Raw genomic sequence first — 18,366 nt, forward strand, 5'->3', positions numbered from 1 at the left:
TACCCGTACCGGCGAGGGGAGGTAGCGCTCAGAGCCCGGCTTTGTTCAACAGACCGAGAATGCTTTCCAGCACCACGTCGGCCATGGGCCGCACGGGGGATGGCCAGATTTCCGCCAGCCGCCCGTCGGGCGTGATCAGGTGCTTCTGGAAGTTCCAGCGCGGCCGGCCCGCCCCTTCCCCCACGCTGCTGACCACCCACTGGAAAAAGGGGTGGGCGTTGGGGCCGATCACGGTCTGCTTGGCCGTCAGGGGGAAATCCACGCCGTAGGTGGTGGCGCAGAACTGTGCGATCTCCGCCGGGCTGCCGGGCTCCTGTCCGCCGAAGTCGTTGGACGGCACGCCCACCACCACCAGGCCCCGGCCGCGCAGGCGGGTCCACAGCGTCTGCAACTCGGCATATTGCGGGGTGTAGCCGCAGGCCGACGCCGTGTTCACCACCAGCACCGGTCGGCCCTTGAAGGCCCCCAGCTGTATGGTTCCATCGCCGGTCAGGCTGGGAAAGGTGAAGCTGTGGGCGTTCAGCCGTTCCCGCGTCCTCGTTTGCTCCATGGGCCTGACCTGGGAATTGGAAGGGGCGCGCGGGGGCGGCGCGAAAGAGGCTGTGCGATCGGCCGCGCGGGGGGCCATGCGGGGAAAACTGTTCTGGCTCATCTACAGGTCTCAACCGTACCGCTGTTCGGTCCAGGGATCGCCCTCGTTATGGTACCCCCGCACTTCCCAAAACCCTGGCGTGTCGTCGTTGACGAACTGAATGCGGCGCAGCCACTTGGCCGACTTCCAGAAATAGGCCTGGGGCACCACCAGCCGCACCGGCCCGCCATGTTCCCGCGTCAGGGGCTGGCCCTGCCAGGTGGTGGCCAGCAGCACATCGGCCGCGCTGAACGCCGCCAGGCTGAGATTGGTGGTGTAGCCGTCATAGCTGTGCAGCAGGACGTGGGCCGCATCCGCCTGGGGCCGGGCCAGCGCCACGACGTGGCCGGCGGAAACGCCCTGCCACTGGTTGTCATAGCGCGACCAGGACGTGACGCAGTGGATGTCGGACGTGTCGCTGAACGCCGGCTGATCCTGGAAATCCGCCCACCTCCAGGTGAAGGGATGGTCCACCAGCCCGTCCACCGTCAGGGTCCAGTCGTCGGTGCCCACCTCCGGCAGGATGCCCAGGTCCAGCACCGGCCAGTTGGTCACCAGGCGCTGTCCCGGCGGCAGGCGCGGGCGGGCCGCCGCAGGTCGGGCCCGGTCCGGGTCGGCCTGCGCGCCGGTCAGCAGCCGGCCCTCCCGCGCCCAGGCGCGCTTGGTCGCCACCAGCTTGCTCTCAGGGGTCTTCTGGTCATCGGCGCCCAGGGCGGCATCCGGTATGGTGTCGTCGGGACTGTCCGTGGCCATGCGCCGGGTTACTCACATAATCAGCCGGGGGTGGCCGGGAATTGGCCAGGTGCCCGCGGGAGAATCACGGGGAAATGTTGTGTCAAATCGCGGGCGCCGGGTCCACATGCCGCGCCGCCGCCACAATCTTAAGGATAGTGCGCCCTGCCCCGCCTGCCTACCACGCAGCGGCGATTTTGCCGGGAACTGTGCTTCGGGACCTATGCTTTACGGCAACATCCCCCGCCCGCCCGTTGGCAGCCCTACCCTTTAAGGTTAACGTTCGGCCCTTTCCTTGATCCCTGGCCCCTTGATCCTTGGCCCCTCATAGACCCACCCGATTGTTGCGGATGATGCGGAAAGCCCTTTTTGCCGTTTCCCTGGCGCTTCTGGCGTCCCTGATGCTGTCGCCCGCGATGCCGCCCGCCCGGGCGCAGGGCGCACCCGCGGCCGCGCCCGCCGATCCGTCCTCGCCCGACCCATCCTCGCCCGACCCATCCTCGCCCGACTTGGCCCAGGCCGACCAGCCACCGCCCGATCAGCAGCCGTCGGATGCGGGTGGGGACGCGAATGGGAAAGCGCGGGATGACGTGCAGACCCCGCGAGGGGAAGCGGCCAAGGAGCCGGTGGCCGTTCCCGTGCCGGTGCCGGTGCCCGTTTCCCCGCCGGCCGCCTCCTCCCAGGCGGCGGCTCTGCTGCAGACCTTGCAGGACCCCCAGCGCCGCGACGCCCTGATCGCCCAGCTGAAGCTGCTGGCCGACGCGAACCCCAGCGCCACCTCCGCCCCGGTCCCAGCCCCCGCCCCGGTTGCGACCCCCGCCGCCCCTGCCGCCGCCGCCCCGGCCGCACCGGCGCAGGAGTCGGAAGTGGAGATGCTGGGCGCCCGCGTGCTGGACGCCTTGTCCGACCGCATCGAGGAATTCAGCGAGGAGATCGCGGCCGCCGGCCAGGCCTTGCTGGACCTGCCCAAGGCCTATCGCTGGCTGGACCGTCAGATGTCCGATCCCCGCCTGCGCGTGCAGTGGGGCATCCTGCTGGGTGAAGTCCTGCTGGTGGTCGTCGCCGGCTATGTCGCCCGTCTGGCGACCTTCTGGCTATTGGCGCGCCCGCGCCGGGGTCTGGAACATCGCCAGCCCCGGAACTGGGGCGTTCGCCTGGGCCTGCTGCTGACCCGCACCCTGCTGGACATCGTGCCCATGGTGGCCTTCGCCTTGGCGGCCTATGGCGTGCAGACCCTGACCCACCCGCCCAAGCCCGCCTCCACGGCGGCGCTGGGCATCATCGTGTCCAGCTTGCTGGTGCAGGGCGCGACCCTGGCGGCCCGTTTCCTGCTGTCGCCGGGTGCCCCCTCCCTACGCTTGCTCCCCGTGGGCGATGAGACGGCGCATTACATCTACATCTGGGTGCGCCGTATCGCCCTGACCGCCGTCTACGGCTACTTCGTGGCGCAGGTGGCCTATCAGCTGGGCCTGCCCTATCGCCCCTACATGGCCCTACTGAAGGTGGTGGGCCTGATCGTCGGCATCATGCTGGTGATCCTGGTGCTGCAGAACCGGCAGAGCGTGGCGGACTGGATCCGGGGGCGGGACCCCCTGCTGCCGGAAGACCCGCATGATGACGGCGCGCTTGAGGCGCAACTGGCGGCCGAAATCTCCGGCGACAGTCCCATGGTCGCCGCCCCTCCGCCAGCGCCGACCGCCTGGGGCCTGGTCCGGCGCCGCCTGGCGGAGGTCTGGCACATCCTGGCCATCGTCTATCTGGTAGCCATCTACGGCATCTGGGCGCTGGAGGTGAAGGGCGGCTTCGGCTTCGTTTCCCGCGCCACCCTGATCAGCGTCGTCACCCTGATCGTGGCCCGCCTCCTGATGGAGGGGATAGACCGCCTGATCCGGCGCGGCTTCGCCATCCCGGATGATTTGAAGCGCCAGTACCCGCTGCTGGAATCCCGCGCCAACCGTTATCTGCCCATCCTGCACCGGGGCGCCAAGGTGGTGGTGTGGCTGGTGGGATTGCTGACCGTGCTGCAGGCCTGGGGCGTGGACAGTTTCGGCTGGCTCAGCACGCCCTTCGGCCAGCGGGCCAGCGCCTCCCTCCTCACCATTGTCCTCATGGTCATCTTCGCGCTGATCGTGTGGGAACTGGTCAGCGGCGGCATTGAACGCTACCTCAACACCACCGACCGCCACGGCCGCCTGGTGGAGCGTAGTCCCCGCATCCGTACCCTGCTGCCCCTGGTGCGCAACGTCGTGCTGGTGATGCTGCTGGTCATGGTGGGGCTGACCGTGCTGGCGGAGATCGGGGTCAACATCGCCCCGCTGCTGGCCGGTGTCGGTTTCCTCGGCGTCGCCGTAGGCTTCGGCTCCCAGTCCCTGGTGAAGGACGTCATCACCGGCCTGTTCATCCTGTTCGAGGATACGATCTCCGTCGGCGATTCCGTGACACTGGCCGGCTACACCGGCACGGTGGAGGGACTGACCATCCGCACCATCCGCCTGCGCGACGACAGCGGCGCCGTCCATACCGTGCCGTTCAGCGCCGTCACCGGCATCTCCAACCTGACCAAGGACTACAGCTACTTCACCGCCGATTTCGGCATCGCCTACGCCACCGACCTGAACCGGGCCACCCAGATCATGACCGAGATTGGCGAGGAACTGCAAAGCGACAGTCTGTTCGGCCCGGGTATCCTGGCGCCCCTGGAAATCCTGGGCGTCAGCGAATTCGCGGAGAAGGCGGTGAAGATCAAGTTCCGCATCAAGACCCGTCCCCGCCGCCAGCTGGCCGTGGGCCGCGAGTTCAACCGTCGCCTGAAGCTGCGCTTCGACGCCGAGGGCATCCCCTTCCCGGTTTGAGGGGGCGTCACCTGAGGATTTCGTCCGGATCGGCCGCGTCCACGATGCGTGCGGCGGTGTCGAAATCGAAACCGGCGCGGGCCAGGGTGGCCAGGTCCTTGTCGCGCCTGGCCTCACGCTCCGCCTCGGGGCGGAAGGGGCCCAGCCGGCGGCGGCGGGCGTAGGCATGGGCGGCACGCAGGTCGGTCGAGCCTTCCTCGGCATCGCCCAGCTCACGGGCGAGTTCGCCCAGGGCGGCGTCGACCAGATCGGCGTCCACGCCCTTGGCTGCCATCTTCTGGCGGATGGTGCGGGTGGATCCACCCCGGCGGTGCAGGCTGGCCACGCGGCCCTCGGCATAGACACGGTCGTTCAGCAGGCCGCTCTGCTGGTATCGGGAAATCAGCGCCTCCACCCACTCCGCCCCTTGCGCCCGGTCCGTGCCGTGGGCGGCCGCCGACATGTCCACCTTGCGCATCAGCACGCGGCGCAGCGCGGCGGTGGAGGCGGCGAAGCGCTCCAGGTAATGCAGGGCGGCGCGCTCCAGATAGGCGGCGCTGACCCGCCTCGGGCCCCGGCGCTGGGCGGGCTGGCGAGCGGCAGGGCGGGCGGGCGGGTCGAAAAGATCGTCGGTCATGCCGGCCATGGTAGCGCCGGGGAACGCCCTCACGCCATCGTTGTGCCGGCCCCTGTGACGCCGCTCATATTGCCGGATAGGGGGCGTGGCGTTAAGGTCGGGCCCAGCCTTGCCGGGGGCACATCCCCGGACCCTTCCGCACGGGCGCCTTAAATCCATGACCATGCTGCAGCAGTCCCCTTTGTCCGGCATCGCCGCCGCGACGCCCGTCCCGGCCCCCCGGGCCCTGGGCGCCATCAACTGGGTGGGCTTCACCACCCTGACGAAGCGGGAGATACGGCGCTTCCTGAAGGTCTGGGTGCAGACCATCGCCGCGCCGGTGGTGACGACGCTGCTGTTCTATTCCGTGTTCGCCCTGGCGTTGGGCGGCGTGGTGCGCATGGTGGGCGACGTGCCCTTCCTGCGCTTCCTGGGTCCGGGCCTGATCATGATGGGCATGGCGCAGAACGCCTTCGCCAACACCTCATCCTCCGTGCTGGTATCCAAGGTCCAGGGCAACATCGTCGATGTGTTGATGCCGCCCCTGTCGCCGTTCGAGTTCGTGTCCGCCTTCGTCACCGGCGGCATCGTGCGTGGGCTGATGGTGGGCCTCGTTACCTGGATCGTCATCCAGCTGGTGGTGCCGCTGGGCCTCCACGCGCCCTTCTACGTCCTGTTCCATGCCGTGATGGCCTCCATGCTGCTGTCGCTGCTGGGCCTCATCGGCGGCATCTGGGCGGATAAGTTCGACCACATGGCGGCCATCACCAACTTCGTGATCACGCCCCTGTCCTTTCTGTCCGGCACCTTCTACACGCTGGACAGCGCGCCGCGCTTCTTCCACACCGTGGCCCATGTGAACCCCTTCTTCTATTTCATCGACGGGTTCCGCTACGGCTTCATCGGCCGCACCGACGGCACGCTGGGGACCGGCATCGCCGTGATGCTGGGCATCAACCTGGTCCTCTGGCTGGTGGCGCTGCGCATGGTTTCCACCGGCTACAAGCTGAAGGCCTGACGCCATGGACATGCCGGTGGACGGGGTGGGTGCCGAAACGCCGTTACCGGCCGGGGCTTACCGGCCCGACCGCCGCCGGTACCACGGCCGTTTCAACACCCTGGGCTTCCTGACCCTGCTGGGGCGGGAGATCAAACGCCTGCGCAAGCTGGCGATGCTGTTCCTGGTGGCGCCCGGCCTGTCCGCCGCCCTTTACTTCACCGTCTTCGCCTTCGGCCTGGGCGACAAGCGCGGCACGCCCGAGGGCGACGCCATCCTGGCTTTTCTGGTGCCTGGCCTGGTTACCCTGTCCCTGCTGACCCAGTCGGTGCAGATCCCTTCCTTCTCCATCCTTTATGCGAAGATGGAGGGCGCCATCCTGGATCAACTGATGGCACCGGTGGGCGCGGCCGAGATGCTGGCCGCCTATGTCCTCTCCGCCATGGCCGCCGGCGTGGCCAGCGGGGCCGCCGTGTGGGTGGGGTTCCTCATCTTCTGGCAGGCGCCCATGGCCGATCCCGGGTTGGTGCTGCTGTTCGTGGTGCTGGGCTCGTCCATGATGGCCACCTTCGGCGTGCTGACCGGCCTCATCAGTGTGAAGTGGGACCATCTGTCGGCGGCCATGACCTTCGTCTTCACGCCCCTGATCTTCCTGTCCGGCCTGTTCGCGCCGGTGGCGGGCATGCCGGGGGTGCTGCGCGCCATCGTCCAGGCCAATCCCATCTACTACGCCATCGACGGCGTGCGCATCGGCTTCCTGGGACAGGGTCAGGACCAGGCGGCGCTGGCCGTCCTGGTGCTGGTGGCCGTGAACGTCGCGCTGCTGGCCATTGCCGGCACCCTGCTGCATCGCGGCTACCGCCTGCGGAATTGATGGTCCCCACCACAACACGGGCCTGGGACCTGCATGTCCTTGGCGCGGCGGGGATTTTAGCGGAATCCACCGCTCCAGCCATGTGCTGGGGGCGCAACTGTACTGGCTGGCCTGCTGGCGGAGGGTTTGCAACGGCGGGCCGGCTTGCCTAGAGTGCCGCGCCATGGGACAGCGGACTTTGGACATAGACCTCGCCAGCGGCGACTGGCAGTGGATGGCCGTGCATGGCGGGGCCGTGCGCATTTGCCTGCCCGCGACCTGGACCCGCGTCTACCGTGACGACGGCGGCCTGGCCCTGCAGTCGCCGGTGTTGTGGGCGGCCACCGACGGGCGCCCCGTGGGCGGTCACCCGCTGGACCTCCTGGTGTCCGTCACCACCTACGCCAACGAATACGGCGTGGATGCCGAAGACGCGTTGCAGTACCTGGACCGCGACCATCTGCTGCCGCCGGGCGTGACCGCCATGGCATCGGGCGACCGCCGCTGGATCGCCTATTGCGCCGCCTTGCCGGCACCGCCGCAGCCGGGCCAGACGCCGGAGCAGGCCGCCGCCGTCACGGCGGCGCTGGGCGCCGGTGCCCGCGTTCCCGAGGCGCAGATCTTCGTGTGGAAGATGGCGGACTTCCGTCCACCCGACCGTGTGCGCGTCGCCACCCTGCAACTGTATGTGCCGGGCGAGGAATTTTGGGTGCCCGGCCTCGGTGCCCTGCTGGATCGCCTGGGTGACGAGATCGGCCGCATGGAGTTCGGACCCGCCGACCAGGGCCCCGTCAGCGCCGTCACCATGCGCAACATCGTGCACGCCGACGTCCTGCGCTTCCGCCTTCCCTGGGATTGGCGGAGCAGCGACGAGGATGAGGACGACCTGGGCGGGCCCGAGACCAGCCACTTCCGCCGCCCGGACGACGCCGAGGCTGACGAGATCCTGCGGGTCGTGGTGCACGATTATCCGCCGCCCGACGACATGGAGCCGGAGTCCGCCCTGGAATCGGCGCTCGCCGCCGGCCTGGACTGGGAAGCCATCACATCGGAGGAAGGTGACGGCCTGCCCCCCGCCGTTCTGCTGCAGCGTATCGCCGCTCAGTTCGCCGATGGGCCGGACGGGCAGGTGGGCATGGGCAGCGTCGACACCCTGGCGGATGACGAGGTGCTGGCCCGCTTCACCCATACGGCGGTGGAGGATGGGCGCCGCCGGCGCTGCCACTTGTGGCTGCGCGGCGCCGTGGTGGGCGGGCGGGCGACCCTGGCCGTTTTCTCCTACGGCCTGCCCGAGGGGCTGCAAGGCTCGCCCCTGGCGGTGGACGCCGTGGCCATGCTGGAACGGGAAATCCGCCGCGCCCAGATCGGCGGCTATGAATCGCTGCCCGTCGGGGACGCCTCCGGCAACGGTGACGACGGCCTGCCGTCCGGCATGGCGCCGGATTGGCCCGCCGGCGGCTGGAATGCCGGCAGCTGGGATGAGGGCGACGCCCTGCTGGATGACGAGGATGACTTCGACGAGGACGGGGATGGTCCCCTCGACTCGGACGAAGAAGATGACGGCTATCGCCGCCGCAAGGGCGACGACCCCGCCAAGAACTGAGGCGGCGCGTCAGCGTCCCATTCTTTAAAACTCTGCCAAAAAAACGGATGAACCCGAAAGGCGGCTCGTACGGCCGTCGTTCCGGTCATCCGTTTCATGCGTGATCCATCCGCCCCGCCCCGTTCACAGAGGGGGCTTATGACCCTGTCAGCAGCGTTCTGTCAGCAGCGCCCCTGGGGGGTGCGGTCCAGCAGGGATTGCAGGCCCATGGTGCGGCTGTCCGCGGCCTTGGCGGCGTCTTCCGCGGCCAGGGAGGCCAGGCCCAGGAGGTGGACCAGTTCCCCCATGTTATTGCGGCGGGCGTCCAGCGCCAGATTGTCGAGGCAATGCTTGATGGCGATGGCGGTAGTGCGGCGCGTGTCGGTCATGACTTTGTGCCCCAAGGATGCGGGCGACCCCTCGCCCGGGGGTCCAAGCGACCCCTGAAGTAATTACAGCACAGATCTGGGGCGCCAAGTCAACAGGAAGAATAAAATCTCAACTAGCGATACACCATCCTGCCTCGCGCCGTGCCAATCTGGTTGTGCAAGGCAATAAGTTATAATTTTGCAGCAATAACCGGCTGTAAATCGGCTCGTTAATCCCATGTTAATTCCATATCCGGTGGATTACGTCGGTATTCACACGACATTCACTTGGCGTCGTCAATTTCTGACAAATTGTAACTTGATGGGTGGAAAATCGGTTAGCCGCCAGCCGACCTTCCCGCGCCAAGCGGTGGTGGGGGGAGCCCAACACCACCCCCAGGGCTGGCGAGGCGGCGGACGATGCCGGGTACGCGCTATGGAATAGCGGGACATATGCCAGGGGTGGAGTGGGCGCTTTTAGCGGGGCTTGGCGCCGCAAAGCCGGTTGCAGCCGGGCGCCGCCCTGCCTATATCTGCGTGGCGATGCGGTCGCTCCCGTTTCAGGATGGGGAGGGCCGTGCCATGACGGGTGCCACCGGGTGCCGCGCCATGATCGTGTTGAACGTGTCCCGTTTTAACAGGGGGACCGCTCCGGTGCCGGAAGGGCCGTCGCGCGTCTGCCACATTGGAAGGGTTAGAATTATGAGCAAAGTCATCGGTATCGATCTCGGCACCACCAATTCCTGCGTGGCCGTCATGGAAGGCACGTCGGCCAAGGTGATCGAGAACGTCGAGGGCGCGCGCACCACGCCGTCCATGACCGCTTTCACCCAGGGCGGGGAACGCCTGGTCGGCCAGCCGGCGAAGCGCCAGGCGGTGACCAACCCCGAGAACACGCTGTTCGCGATCAAGCGCCTGATCGGCCGCCGTTACGACGACCCGCTGACCCAGAAGGACAAGGGCCTGGTGCCCTACAAGATCATTTCGGGCGACAACGGTGACGCCTGGGTCGAGGCCCACGGCGAAAAGTACAGCCCCAGCCAGGTGTCCGCCTTCATCCTGCAGAAGATGAAGGAAACGGCCGAGAACTACCTCGGCGAAAAGGTGACCCAGGCCGTCATCACCGTGCCCGCCTACTTCAACGACAGCCAGCGCCAGGCGACCAAGGACGCCGGCCGCATCGCCGGTCTTGAAGTGCTGCGCATCATCAACGAGCCCACGGCCGCGGCGCTGGCCTACGGCATGGAGAAGAAGGGCTCCGGCATCGTCGCGGTCTACGACCTGGGCGGCGGCACCTTCGACGTCTCCGTGCTGGAAATCGGCGACGGCGTGTTCGAGGTGAAGTCCACCAACGGCGACACCTTCCTGGGTGGCGAGGACTTCGACGCCCGCATCATCGACTATCTGGCCGACGAGTTTAAGAAGGAGAACGGCATCGATCTCCGCAAGGACCGTCTGGCCCTGCAGCGTCTGAAGGAAGCGGCCGAGAAGGCCAAGATCGAGCTGTCTTCCGCCATGCAGACGGAAGTCAACCTGCCGTTCATCACCGCGGACCAGACTGGTCCGAAGCACCTGAACGTCAAGCTGACCCGCGCCAAGCTGGAAGCCCTGGTCGAGGATCTGGTGGCCCGCACGGTCGAGCCCTGCAAGGCGGCCCTGAAGGACGCCGGCCTGAAGGCCAGCGAGATCGACGAGGTGATCCTGGTCGGCGGCATGACCCGCATGCCCAAGATCATCGAGACGGTGAAGCAGTTCTTCGGCCGCGAGCCGCACCGCGGCGTGAACCCGGACGAGGTGGTGGCCGTCGGCGCCGCCATCCAGGGCGCCGTGCTGAAGGGTGAGGTGAAGGACGTCCTGCTGCTGGACGTGACCCCGCTGTCCCTGGGCATCGAAACCCTGGGCGGCGTGTTCACCCGCCTGATCGACCGCAACACCACGATCCCGACCAAGAAGAGCCAGACCTTCTCCACGGCTGAGGACAACCAGACGGCCGTCACCATCCGCGTCTTCCAGGGTGAGCGCGAGATGGCGGCGGACAACAAGATGCTGGGCCAGTTCGACCTGGTCGGCATCCCGTCCGCCCCGCGCGGCGTGCCGCAGATCGAGGTCACCTTCGACATCGACGCCAACGGCATCGTCAACGTCCAGGCCAAGGACAAGGCCACCGGCAAGGAGCAGGTGATCCGCATCCAGGCCTCCGGCGGCCTGTCGGACGCCGACATCCAGCGCATGGTCAAGGAAGCCGAGAGCCATGCCGCCGACGACAAGAAGCGTAAGGAACTGGTGGAAGCCCGCAACCAGGCCGACGGCCTGATGCACTCCACCGAGCGTACGCTGAAGGAGAACGCGGAGAAGCTGCCGGCCGCCGAGAAGGCCGCCGCCGAGAAGGCCATCGCCGAGCTGAAGACGGCGCTGGAGGGCGAGGACGCGGCCGATATCAAGGCCAAGACCGAAGCCCTGGCCCAGGTCTCCATGAAGCTGGGTGAAGAGCTGTACAAGTCCGGCCAGGACGCCTCGGCCGCCGGTGGTGAAGACCACGGCGCCGCCCATGGCGAAGGGTCGGAAAAGGTTGTCGATGCTGACTTCGAGGAAGTCGACGAAGACAAAAAGAAGTCCGCCTAAGTCTTTCTTAAGACGACCCGGGCAATGACTGACTAGGTATCGGGCCCGTTCTCCGGTGAAATCCGGGGGGCGGGCCTGAGCCCCATCAGGGGCCTGGTGGGGCCCGGGTTCCGGCAATTCCCTGAAAGGGCTTAGGGCCAAACATGGCGAAGCAGGATTATTACGAACTTCTGGGCGTGGCGAAGACCGCCTCGGCCGACGACCTGAAAAAAGCGTATCGCAAGCTGGCCATGCAGTATCACCCCGATCGCAATCAGGGTGACAAGGCGGCCGAGCAGAAATTCAAGGAAGTCAGCGAAGCGTACGAGGTCCTGAAGGACGAGCAGAAGCGGGCGGCCTACGACCGCTTCGGCCATGCCGCCTTCGAGAACGGCGGCGGCCGGGCCGGTGGCGGCGCCGGCGGCTTCGATTTCGGCAGCGGCTTCGCGGACATCTTCGAAGAGATGTTCGGCGATTTCATGGGCGGCCGCCGGGGCGGCGGGCAGGGCCCGGGCCGTGGCAGCGACCTGCGCTACAATCTGGAAATCTCGCTGGAGGACGCCTTCAAGGGCACCTCCACGAACGTGCGCGTGCCGACCTCCGTCGCCTGCGACGTCTGCAACGGCACCGGTGCCGAGTCGGGCACGCAGCCGGTCACCTGCCCCACCTGCAACGGCGCCGGCAAGGTGCGGGCGCAGCAGGGCTTCTTCACCATCGAGCGCACCTGCCCGGCCTGCGCCGGCGCCGGCCGCGTCATCAAGGATCCCTGCCGCAACTGCGGCGGCCATGGCCGCGTGCGCAAGGAAAAGACCCTGCAGGTCAACATCCCGGCCGGTGTCGAGGACGGCACCCGCATCCGCCTGACGGGCGAGGGCGAGGCCGGGGCCCGTGGGGCGCCCCCGGGCGACCTGTACATCTTCCTGGCGATCGCCCCGCACGCGCTGTTCATCCGCGACGGCGCCAACATCCAGTGCCGGGTGCCCATCCCCATGACCACGGCGGCCCTGGGCGGCACGGTCGAGGTGCCGACCATCGATGGCAGCCGCGCCCGTGTCTCCATTCCGCCGGGCACGCAGAGCGGGCACCAGTTCCGCCTGAAGGGCAAGGGCATGAGCGTCCTGCGCAGCACCCAGCGCGGCGATATGTATGTGACGGCCTTGGTCGAGACCCCGGTCAACCTGACCAAGCGCCAGCAGGAGCTGATGCGCGAGTTCGAGAAGGCCGGGGAAGAGAAGGGCGGTACCCACCCCGAATCGGAAGGCTTCTTCGCCAAGGTGAAGGAGCTGTGGGCCGACCTGAAGGAATAAGGGTTGCTGAATCGCGCCGGTGCGCCGCCTCCGTCCCAGTCTTTGGGGGTGACGCGCCGGCGTTTTCTTTTGGGGAAGATCATGCAGCGTCTGTGCGTTTTCTGCGGCTCCAGCCCCGGCTTCGACCCTCGCCATCTTGAGGCCGCGCGCGGCCTGGGCCGGGCCTTGGCCGGCGCCGGCATCGGCCTGGTCTACGGTGGCGCCTCCGTCGGCCTCATGGGGGCCGTGGCCGATGCCGTCCTGGAGGCGGGCGGCCAGGTGATCGGCGTCATCCCGGAATCGCTGAAGAAGAAGGAAATCGCCCACGCCGGCCTGACCGACCTGCGCGTCGTCGCCTCCATGCACGAGCGCAAGGCGCTGATGGCGGAGCTGTCGGACGGCTTCATCGCCCTGCCCGGCGGCATCGGCACCTTCGAGGAGTTGTTCGAGGTCTGGACCTGGGCCCAGTTGGGCCACCATCAGAAGCCCTGCGCCATCTATAACGTCGCCGGCTTCTACGACGGCCTGACCACCTTCCTGGATGGCGTGGTGGCCTCTGGCTTCATGAAGCAGAACCACCGCGACATGCTGGTGACAGCCGACACGGCCGAGGATCTCCTGGATAAGCTGCGCGGCTATGAGCCCCCGGCCGTGACCAAATGGATCAAGGCGGACGAGCGCTGACAGGACACGGGAAAGAATAAGGCCGCCGGGAAATGACTCCGGCGGCCTTTTCCTTATCCGCGACGTCAGGCGGCGATCAGATCGTCGGCCGGGCCGAAGAACTCGTAGTGGACGCGGTCGGCGGCGACGCCGGCCAGGGCCAGGCCGCTGAGATAGGCGCGCAGGAAGGGCTTGGGCCCGCACAGGTAGATGTCTGACTGGTGCAGGGGCGTGTTCTCCCGCAGCCAGTCGATGCTGATGAAGCCTTCGCCGTCGTGGGTGACACCCAGCCGGTCTTGCGGGTGCGGGTCGCTGTAGAAGGTGGCGACCTTGATGGTGGGATGCTGGGTGGCGAGGGCCCGGACATGGGCGTCCATGGCATGGGTGGTGCCGTTCAGCGCGCCGTGGATGTAGTGGGTTTCCAGGCCCGGGTGCCTGGCCGCGATCTCCTCCACCATGCTGACCATGGGGGTCAGGCCCACGCCGCCCGACAACAGGATGACGGGCCGCGTCGGCGCCTCATCCAGGTAGAAGTCGCCGGCCGGCGGCGTCGCCTCAATGATGTCGCCCACCTGGACATGGTCGTGCAGGTAGCGCGAGCCGCCGTTGCCGTTGGCCTCCCGCTTCACCGAGATGCGGTACTGCCCGTCTTGCGGGGCGCAGGAGATGGAGTAGTTGCGCTTCACCTCGGTACCGTCCGCCAGCGGGAAGCGGAAGGTCAGGTACTGCCCCGGCTTGTGGCGCGGCACGACGCCGCCATCGGCCGGCCGCAGGATGAAGGAGGTGATGACGCCGCTTTCCCGCATCTTGTCGGCCACGGTGAACTTGCGCCAGCCGGTCCAGCCGCCCTGTTGCGACTCGATCCCGTCGCGCAGCACGGACTCGCGGGCCTTCAGCACCTCTGCCAGGAACCAATAGGCCTCCCCCCAGGCGTTCAGCACGGCGTCGGTCGCGGCGTCGCCCAACACCTCCTTGATGGCGGCCAGCAGGGCCGTCGCCACATAGGGGTAGTGCTCCGGCAGGATGTGATAGCCGACATGCTTATGGGCGATGCGCTCCACCACTGGCGTCAGAGCGCTCAGGTTCTCGATGTTGCGGGCATAGGCCAGGATGGCGCCGGCCAGGGCGTGCACCTGGGCGCCGTCCTCGCCCTGGTTGGCGTGGTTGAACAGGGCGCGGATGTGGTCGTCCTGGAACAGGCGGCGGTACATGGCCTTAGTGATGGTGGGGCCGTGTTCGGCCAGCAGCGGCACCGTGGCCTTGATCAGGGCGATGGTTTCCGGGCTAAGCGGCTTCGGCATGTCGTGCTCCTGTCTGGGGGAAGGGCGGCTGCCTCACCCAGTCAAGGGTAGTGAGCCGGCAGGGTGCCTAAATCATTCATTCTCGATGAATGAATTCCTGCCAGCGATATTGATGCATGTCAAACACATCTTTTTGCGCGAGCGAAAGGCATCGGCCTGACACGGCGCGGGCGGACATGAAAAAGGCCGCCGGATCGCTTCCGGCGGCCTTCACCGTCATCGGGCGGGAAGGGATTACGGCGGCGTCACCAGCCGGCCCAGCGGCCGTCCACCCAGGATGTGGACGTGGTAGTGCGGCACTTCCTGGTGACTGTCGGGGCCGTGGTTGGAGATCAGGCGATAGCCCGAGCCTTCCACCCCCGCCTCAGCGGCAATGCGCGACACGGCGCGGGTGAAGGCGGCGATCTCGGCGTCGCTGGCCTGGGCGCCGAAATCGGCGGCGCTGACGTAAGCCCCCTTCGGAATCACCAGGATGTGGGTGGGGGCCTGAGGGTGGATGTCGTGGAAAGCCAGGACATGGTCGTCCTCATAGGCCTTCTTGCACGGGATTTCGCCGCGCAGGATGCGGGCGAAGATATTGTTCGTGTCATAGGACATCTTTGGTTTCTCCCTCAAGCGCCGGGCGGCCACGCCCGTGGCCTTGGCTTATCCTCGCTCCGCCCTTCGGTGCTCACTGCTAGGCTGGCGGTCGCCAAGCCCGATATAGCCCAGTTTTATGGCGTGTTACGCCTTGCGGTTCTTCTTTTCCTCGATGCCGCTGATGCCCTGGCGAGCGGCCAGCACGGCATAGATGTCGTCCGGCGTCAGCCCGGCATCGGCCCACAGCACCAGCAGATGATAGAGCAGGTCGGCGGACTCCGAAGCCAGCTTGTCGCGGTCGCCGCGCATGGCCTCGATCACCGCTTCCACCGCTTCCTCGCCCACCTTCTGGGCGATCTTGGCAGTGCCGCGGCTGAACAGCCGGGCGGTGTGCGAGGTTTCGGGGTCGGCGCCCTTGCGGGCCAGGATGGTGGCGTACAGATCCTTCAGGAGGCTGGCCAGCGGGTCGCTCTTGGTCTTGGCTGCCATGGCATCACACCCCGCGCATGGGAATGCCGGCGGCGGCCATGTGGGCCTTGGCCTGGGCGATGGAATAGGTGCCGAAGTGGAAGATGCTGGCGGCCAGAACGGCCGAGGCATGGCCCTGGGTGACGCCGTCCACCAGATGGTCGAGTGTGCCGACCCCGCCCGAGGCGATCACCGGCACGGGCACGGCATCGGCCACGGCCCGCGTCAGTTCCAGGTCGAACCCGCTCTTGGTGCCGTCGCGGTCCATGGAGGTCAGCAGGATTTCGCCGGCCCCATACTCCGCCATGCGCTGGGCCCATTCCACCGCGTCCAGCCCCGTCTCCTTGCGGCCGCCGTGGGTGTAGACGCCCCAACGTCCACTGGCGTCGCGCTTGGCGTCGATGCCCACCACCACGCACTGGGCACCGAACTTCTGCGCCGCCTCACGCACGAATTCGGGCCGGCTGACGGCGGCGCTGTTGATCGACACCTTGTCGGCACCGGCCAGCAGCAGCTTGCGGATGTCCTCCACCGTGCGCACGCCGCCGCCCACCGTCAGGGGCATGAACACCTGTTCCGCCGTGCGGCGCACGACGTCGAAGATGGTGTCGCGGCCTTCATGGCTGGCGGTGATGTCCAGAAAGGTCAGCTCGTCGGCGCCGGCTGCGTCATACAGGCGCGCCTGCTCGACGGGATCGCCGGCGTCCACCAGATCGACGAAGTTGACGCCCTTGACCACGCGCCCGTCCTTCACGTCCAGGCAGGGAATGATGCGGCGTTTCAGCATCACAGCATCTCCCTGGGGCGGTTCAGCAGGCCCAGCGCCGCCACGGGGTCGATGCGCCCGTCATACAGGGCGCGGCCGCAGATGACGCCGGTGATGCCCGTGTCCTCCTGCCGCTTCAGTGCCGCCAGGTCGGCGATGCTGGACACCCCGCCCGAGGCGATGACCGGCGTGGTGAGGTGCGAGGCCAGGTCGGCCGTCGCCTCCACGTTCACCCCGCCCAGGGCGCCATCCCGGTCGATGTCGGTGTAGATGATGGCGGCCACGCCGGCGTCCTCGAACTTCAGCGCCAGATCCAGGGCCGTGATGTCGGACGCCTCGGCCCAGCCCTCCACCGCCACGCGGCCGTCGCGGGCATCGATGCCCACGGCCACGCGGCCGGGGAACAGGCGGCAGGCCTGCTTCACCAGCTCGGGGTCGCGCACGGCGATGGTGCCCAGGATCACCCGCTCCACCCCGCGCTTCAGCCAATCCTCGATGGTGGCGATGTCGCGGATGCCGCCGCCCAGCTGCACCGGCAGCTTCACCCGGTTCAGGATGGCGGCCACGGCGTCGCCGTTGACCGGCCGGCCGGCGAAGGCGCCGTTCAGGTCGACCAGATGCAGCCACTCGAAGCCCTGCGCCGCGAAGCGCGCCGCCTGGTCGGCCGGGTCGGTGTTGAACACCGTGGCCTGGTCCATGTCGCCGCGCACCAGGCGCACGCAGGCGCCGTCCTTAAGGTCGATGGCCGGATAAATGATCATGGTTCGCCCTAATCCCGCTTGATGTCTTGGGGCCGGTCTTCCTGCCGGCTGGATTCCGTCAGATCCTTGTAGAAGAACAGGCCCGGGATATCCCGCCCGTCCACCCGCGCATAGTGGGGATGGTGGCCCCATTCGATGTAGCCCAAGGCGCGGTACAGCGCGATGGCGGCACCCTGGGTGGCGCGCACGTCCAGGTTCAGGATGCGGAAGCCGGCCTTGCGCGCCTCCTCCTCCACCGCCAGGGTCAGCGCCCGGGCCAGGCCATGGCCGCGCCCCCACGGGGCGACGAAGCTGGTGGTCAGGGTGCAGGCGAAGCTCTGCGCCTCATTGTTGCGGGTGGGGCGCACCAGCTGGGCCGATCCGGCGATGACCCCGTCCAGGCGGCCCACCAGCAAGGTGCGCTCCGGCACGACCATCACGCCCTTCCAGTAGCGTTCCATGGCCTCCCGCATGGGCGGCGTCACCCAGCCGAAGCCGCCACCATCGCGGATGGCCAGGTCGGCGGCGTCGCACAGGTCGTCCATATCGCCGGGGCGGATGCGTTCCACCACCTCCACGGTGATCTGGGCGCTGGGGGCGGCCGGCTGATGCGCACCGGTCATGGGGAACCTCGAAGCGTGGCGGCGGGAACGATGACGCGTGGAACAGGGGGTGATCAGGGTGTCCAGGCCAGGAAATTGGCGATCAGCTTCAGGCCCGTGGCCTGGCTTTTCTCCGGATGGAACTGGGTGCCCGCCAGGTTGTCGCGGCCCACCAGGGCGGGAATGGATCCGGCGTAGTCGGCATGGGCCTTCAGCAAGGCGGGGTCACCCACCTTCAGGCCGTAGGAATGGACGAAATAGACATGGGATCCGGCTTCGATGCTGGCCAGCAGGGGGTGGTCCGGCTGGTCCGGCACCAGCTCGTTCCAGCCCATGTGCGGGATTTTCAGGGCGGGGTTGGCCGGGGCCAATCGTTCCACCACCGCATCGATCCAGCCCAGGCCAGGGTGCACGCCATGTTCGCGACCCTCGCGCGCCATCAGCTGCATGCCGACGCAAATGCCCAGGAACGGCTGGCCGCGGCGGATCACCGCCTCTTCCAGCGCATCCTTGAGCCCGTCCACGGCCAGCAGGCCGCCCATGCAATCGGCGAAGGCGCCCACGCCCGGCAGGATGACGCGGTCCGCCCGGGCGATGGCGTCCGGGTCGGCGGTGACGGTGACGGCCAGCCCATGGCGCCCCGCCTCCTGCGCCGCCCGCTCCACGGCCTTGGCGGCGGAGCGCAGGTTGCCGGAGCCGTAGTCGATAAGCGCCACGGAGGCGGAAGAGGTCGCGGTCATGAGAGGCGGA

18 protein-coding genes are annotated in these 18,366 nt (G+C 67.7%); 7 read left to right on the forward strand and 11 right to left on the reverse strand.

Going from position 1 to position 18,366, the window contains the following annotated elements; all coding sequences use genetic code 11:
- Positions 1-28 precede the first annotated feature (28 nt).
- Positions 29-550, reverse strand: coding sequence for a glutathione peroxidase (locus tag FBZ88_RS24885; protein ID WP_145619757.1), 522 nt, complete (start codon positions 548-550; stop codon positions 29-31).
- Between the two features lie 111 nt (positions 551-661).
- Complete coding sequence (locus tag FBZ88_RS24890) at positions 662-1,384, reverse strand: sulfite oxidase-like oxidoreductase (RefSeq protein ID WP_145619758.1); 723 nt, start codon at positions 1,382-1,384, stop codon at positions 662-664.
- Between the two features lie 380 nt (positions 1,385-1,764).
- Between FBZ88_RS24890 and FBZ88_RS24895 the strand changes: the two genes are divergently transcribed.
- Positions 1,765-4,215 (forward strand): mechanosensitive ion channel domain-containing protein, encoded by a 2,451-nt coding sequence (locus tag FBZ88_RS24895; RefSeq protein WP_246138848.1) that lies wholly within the window; start codon positions 1,765-1,767, stop codon positions 4,213-4,215.
- Positions 4,216-4,222: 7 nt separating this feature from the next.
- Here the strand turns inward: FBZ88_RS24895 and FBZ88_RS24900 are convergent, their stop codons facing one another.
- On the reverse strand, positions 4,223-4,831 hold the full coding sequence (locus FBZ88_RS24900) for a regulatory protein RecX (RefSeq protein WP_145619759.1): 609 nt from the start codon (positions 4,829-4,831) through the stop codon (positions 4,223-4,225).
- Positions 4,832-4,988: 157 nt separating this feature from the next.
- Between FBZ88_RS24900 and FBZ88_RS24905 the strand changes: the two genes are divergently transcribed.
- The 3 genes from FBZ88_RS24905 to FBZ88_RS24915 all read left to right on the forward strand — a co-directional run bounded on the left by FBZ88_RS24905 (position 4,989) and on the right by FBZ88_RS24915 (position 8,263).
- Positions 4,989-5,828: an ABC transporter permease gene (locus tag FBZ88_RS24905; protein ID WP_246134384.1), complete on the forward strand. Its 840-nt coding sequence runs from the start codon at positions 4,989-4,991 to the stop codon at positions 5,826-5,828.
- 4 nt (positions 5,829-5,832) lie between these two features.
- The gene (locus FBZ88_RS24910; protein ID WP_145619760.1) at positions 5,833-6,681 is read left to right on the forward strand and encodes an ABC transporter permease; all 849 of its coding nucleotides are present in this window, start codon (positions 5,833-5,835) and stop codon (positions 6,679-6,681) included.
- A gap of 163 nt (positions 6,682-6,844) precedes the next feature.
- A complete protein-coding gene (locus FBZ88_RS24915) occupies positions 6,845-8,263 on the forward strand; it encodes a hypothetical protein (RefSeq protein ID WP_145619761.1) in 1,419 nt (472 codons plus the stop codon).
- A gap of 161 nt (positions 8,264-8,424) precedes the next feature.
- On the opposite strand, the gene FBZ88_RS24920 is transcribed toward FBZ88_RS24915, so the two are convergent.
- Positions 8,425-8,631: a hypothetical protein gene (locus tag FBZ88_RS24920; protein WP_145619762.1), complete on the reverse strand. Its 207-nt coding sequence runs from the start codon at positions 8,629-8,631 to the stop codon at positions 8,425-8,427.
- 681 nt (positions 8,632-9,312) lie between these two features.
- Between FBZ88_RS24920 and dnaK the strand changes: the two genes are divergently transcribed.
- The 3 genes from dnaK (at position 9,313) to FBZ88_RS24935 (ending at position 13,181) form a co-directional block, all read left to right on the forward strand.
- Positions 9,313-11,232 (forward strand): molecular chaperone DnaK, encoded by a 1,920-nt coding sequence (gene dnaK / locus FBZ88_RS24925; protein ID WP_004274039.1) that lies wholly within the window; start codon positions 9,313-9,315, stop codon positions 11,230-11,232.
- Positions 11,233-11,375: 143 nt separating this feature from the next.
- Positions 11,376-12,518 (forward strand): molecular chaperone DnaJ, encoded by a 1,143-nt coding sequence (gene dnaJ, locus FBZ88_RS24930; protein WP_088870487.1) that lies wholly within the window; start codon positions 11,376-11,378, stop codon positions 12,516-12,518.
- 81 nt (positions 12,519-12,599) lie between these two features.
- Positions 12,600-13,181: an LOG family protein gene (locus tag FBZ88_RS24935; protein WP_145619763.1), complete on the forward strand. Its 582-nt coding sequence runs from the start codon at positions 12,600-12,602 to the stop codon at positions 13,179-13,181.
- 65 nt (positions 13,182-13,246) lie between these two features.
- Here the strand turns inward: FBZ88_RS24935 and hmpA are convergent, their stop codons facing one another.
- The 7 genes from hmpA to hisH all read right to left on the reverse strand — a co-directional run bounded on the left by hmpA (position 13,247) and on the right by hisH (position 18,356).
- Complete coding sequence (gene hmpA / locus FBZ88_RS24940) at positions 13,247-14,461, reverse strand: NO-inducible flavohemoprotein (protein ID WP_145619764.1); 1,215 nt, start codon at positions 14,459-14,461, stop codon at positions 13,247-13,249.
- A 234-nt stretch (positions 14,462-14,695) separates the two neighbouring features.
- Positions 14,696-15,058, reverse strand: coding sequence for a histidine triad nucleotide-binding protein (locus FBZ88_RS24945; RefSeq protein WP_145619765.1), 363 nt, complete (start codon positions 15,056-15,058; stop codon positions 14,696-14,698).
- Positions 15,059-15,184: 126 nt separating this feature from the next.
- Positions 15,185-15,529, reverse strand: coding sequence for a phosphoribosyl-ATP diphosphatase (locus FBZ88_RS24950; protein WP_145619766.1), 345 nt, complete (start codon positions 15,527-15,529; stop codon positions 15,185-15,187).
- 4 nt (positions 15,530-15,533) lie between these two features.
- Positions 15,534-16,295 carry an imidazole glycerol phosphate synthase subunit HisF gene (gene hisF / locus FBZ88_RS24955; RefSeq protein ID WP_145619767.1) on the reverse strand — a complete coding sequence of 254 codons (762 nt, stop codon included), beginning with the start codon at positions 16,293-16,295 and terminating at the stop codon, positions 15,534-15,536.
- Entirely contained in the window at positions 16,295-17,035 is a 741-nt protein-coding gene (gene hisA / locus FBZ88_RS24960; protein WP_088870493.1) for a 1-(5-phosphoribosyl)-5-[(5-phosphoribosylamino)methylideneamino]imidazole-4-carboxamide isomerase, read from the reverse strand. The genes hisF and hisA overlap by 1 nt, the downstream gene beginning before the upstream one ends.
- 8 nt (positions 17,036-17,043) lie before the next feature.
- Entirely contained in the window at positions 17,044-17,637 is a 594-nt protein-coding gene (locus FBZ88_RS24965) for a GNAT family N-acetyltransferase (RefSeq protein WP_145619768.1), read from the reverse strand.
- A 53-nt stretch (positions 17,638-17,690) separates the two neighbouring features.
- Positions 17,691-18,356 (reverse strand): imidazole glycerol phosphate synthase subunit HisH, encoded by a 666-nt coding sequence (gene hisH, locus FBZ88_RS24970; RefSeq protein ID WP_145619769.1) that lies wholly within the window; start codon positions 18,354-18,356, stop codon positions 17,691-17,693.
- Positions 18,357-18,366: the final 10 nt, after the last annotated feature.

It is taken from the genome of Nitrospirillum bahiense (assembly GCF_007828025.1).
In the GTDB taxonomy this organism is placed as follows: Bacteria; Pseudomonadota; Alphaproteobacteria; order Azospirillales; family Azospirillaceae; genus Nitrospirillum; species Nitrospirillum amazonense.

Bases quoted from the DNA above. Each gene is read 5' to 3' on its own strand.
- FBZ88_RS24885 (WP_145619757.1), bottom strand. From the start codon at position 550: ATGGAGCAAACGAGGACGCGGGAACGGCTGAACGCCCACAGCTTCACC.
- FBZ88_RS24890 (WP_145619758.1), bottom strand. From the start codon at position 1,384: ATGGCCACGGACAGTCCCGACGACACCATACCGGATGCCGCCCTGGGC.
- FBZ88_RS24895 (WP_246138848.1), top strand. From the start codon at position 1,765: ATGCTGTCGCCCGCGATGCCGCCCGCCCGGGCGCAGGGCGCACCCGCG.
- FBZ88_RS24900 (WP_145619759.1), bottom strand. From the start codon at position 4,831: ATGACCGACGATCTTTTCGACCCGCCCGCCCGCCCTGCCGCTCGCCAG.
- FBZ88_RS24905 (WP_246134384.1), top strand. From the start codon at position 4,989: ATGACCATGCTGCAGCAGTCCCCTTTGTCCGGCATCGCCGCCGCGACG.
- FBZ88_RS24910 (WP_145619760.1), top strand. From the start codon at position 5,833: ATGGACATGCCGGTGGACGGGGTGGGTGCCGAAACGCCGTTACCGGCC.
- FBZ88_RS24915 (WP_145619761.1), top strand. From the start codon at position 6,845: ATGGGACAGCGGACTTTGGACATAGACCTCGCCAGCGGCGACTGGCAG.
- FBZ88_RS24920 (WP_145619762.1), bottom strand. From the start codon at position 8,631: ATGACCGACACGCGCCGCACTACCGCCATCGCCATCAAGCATTGCCTC.
- dnaK (WP_004274039.1), top strand. From the start codon at position 9,313: ATGAGCAAAGTCATCGGTATCGATCTCGGCACCACCAATTCCTGCGTG.
- dnaJ (WP_088870487.1), top strand. From the start codon at position 11,376: ATGGCGAAGCAGGATTATTACGAACTTCTGGGCGTGGCGAAGACCGCC.
- FBZ88_RS24935 (WP_145619763.1), top strand. From the start codon at position 12,600: ATGCAGCGTCTGTGCGTTTTCTGCGGCTCCAGCCCCGGCTTCGACCCT.
- hmpA (WP_145619764.1), bottom strand. From the start codon at position 14,461: ATGCCGAAGCCGCTTAGCCCGGAAACCATCGCCCTGATCAAGGCCACG.
- FBZ88_RS24945 (WP_145619765.1), bottom strand. From the start codon at position 15,058: ATGTCCTATGACACGAACAATATCTTCGCCCGCATCCTGCGCGGCGAA.
- FBZ88_RS24950 (WP_145619766.1), bottom strand. From the start codon at position 15,529: ATGGCAGCCAAGACCAAGAGCGACCCGCTGGCCAGCCTCCTGAAGGAT.
- hisF (WP_145619767.1), bottom strand. From the start codon at position 16,295: ATGCTGAAACGCCGCATCATTCCCTGCCTGGACGTGAAGGACGGGCGC.
- hisA (WP_088870493.1), bottom strand. From the start codon at position 17,035: ATGATCATTTATCCGGCCATCGACCTTAAGGACGGCGCCTGCGTGCGC.
- FBZ88_RS24965 (WP_145619768.1), bottom strand. From the start codon at position 17,637: ATGACCGGTGCGCATCAGCCGGCCGCCCCCAGCGCCCAGATCACCGTG.
- hisH (WP_145619769.1), bottom strand. From the start codon at position 18,356: ATGACCGCGACCTCTTCCGCCTCCGTGGCGCTTATCGACTACGGCTCC.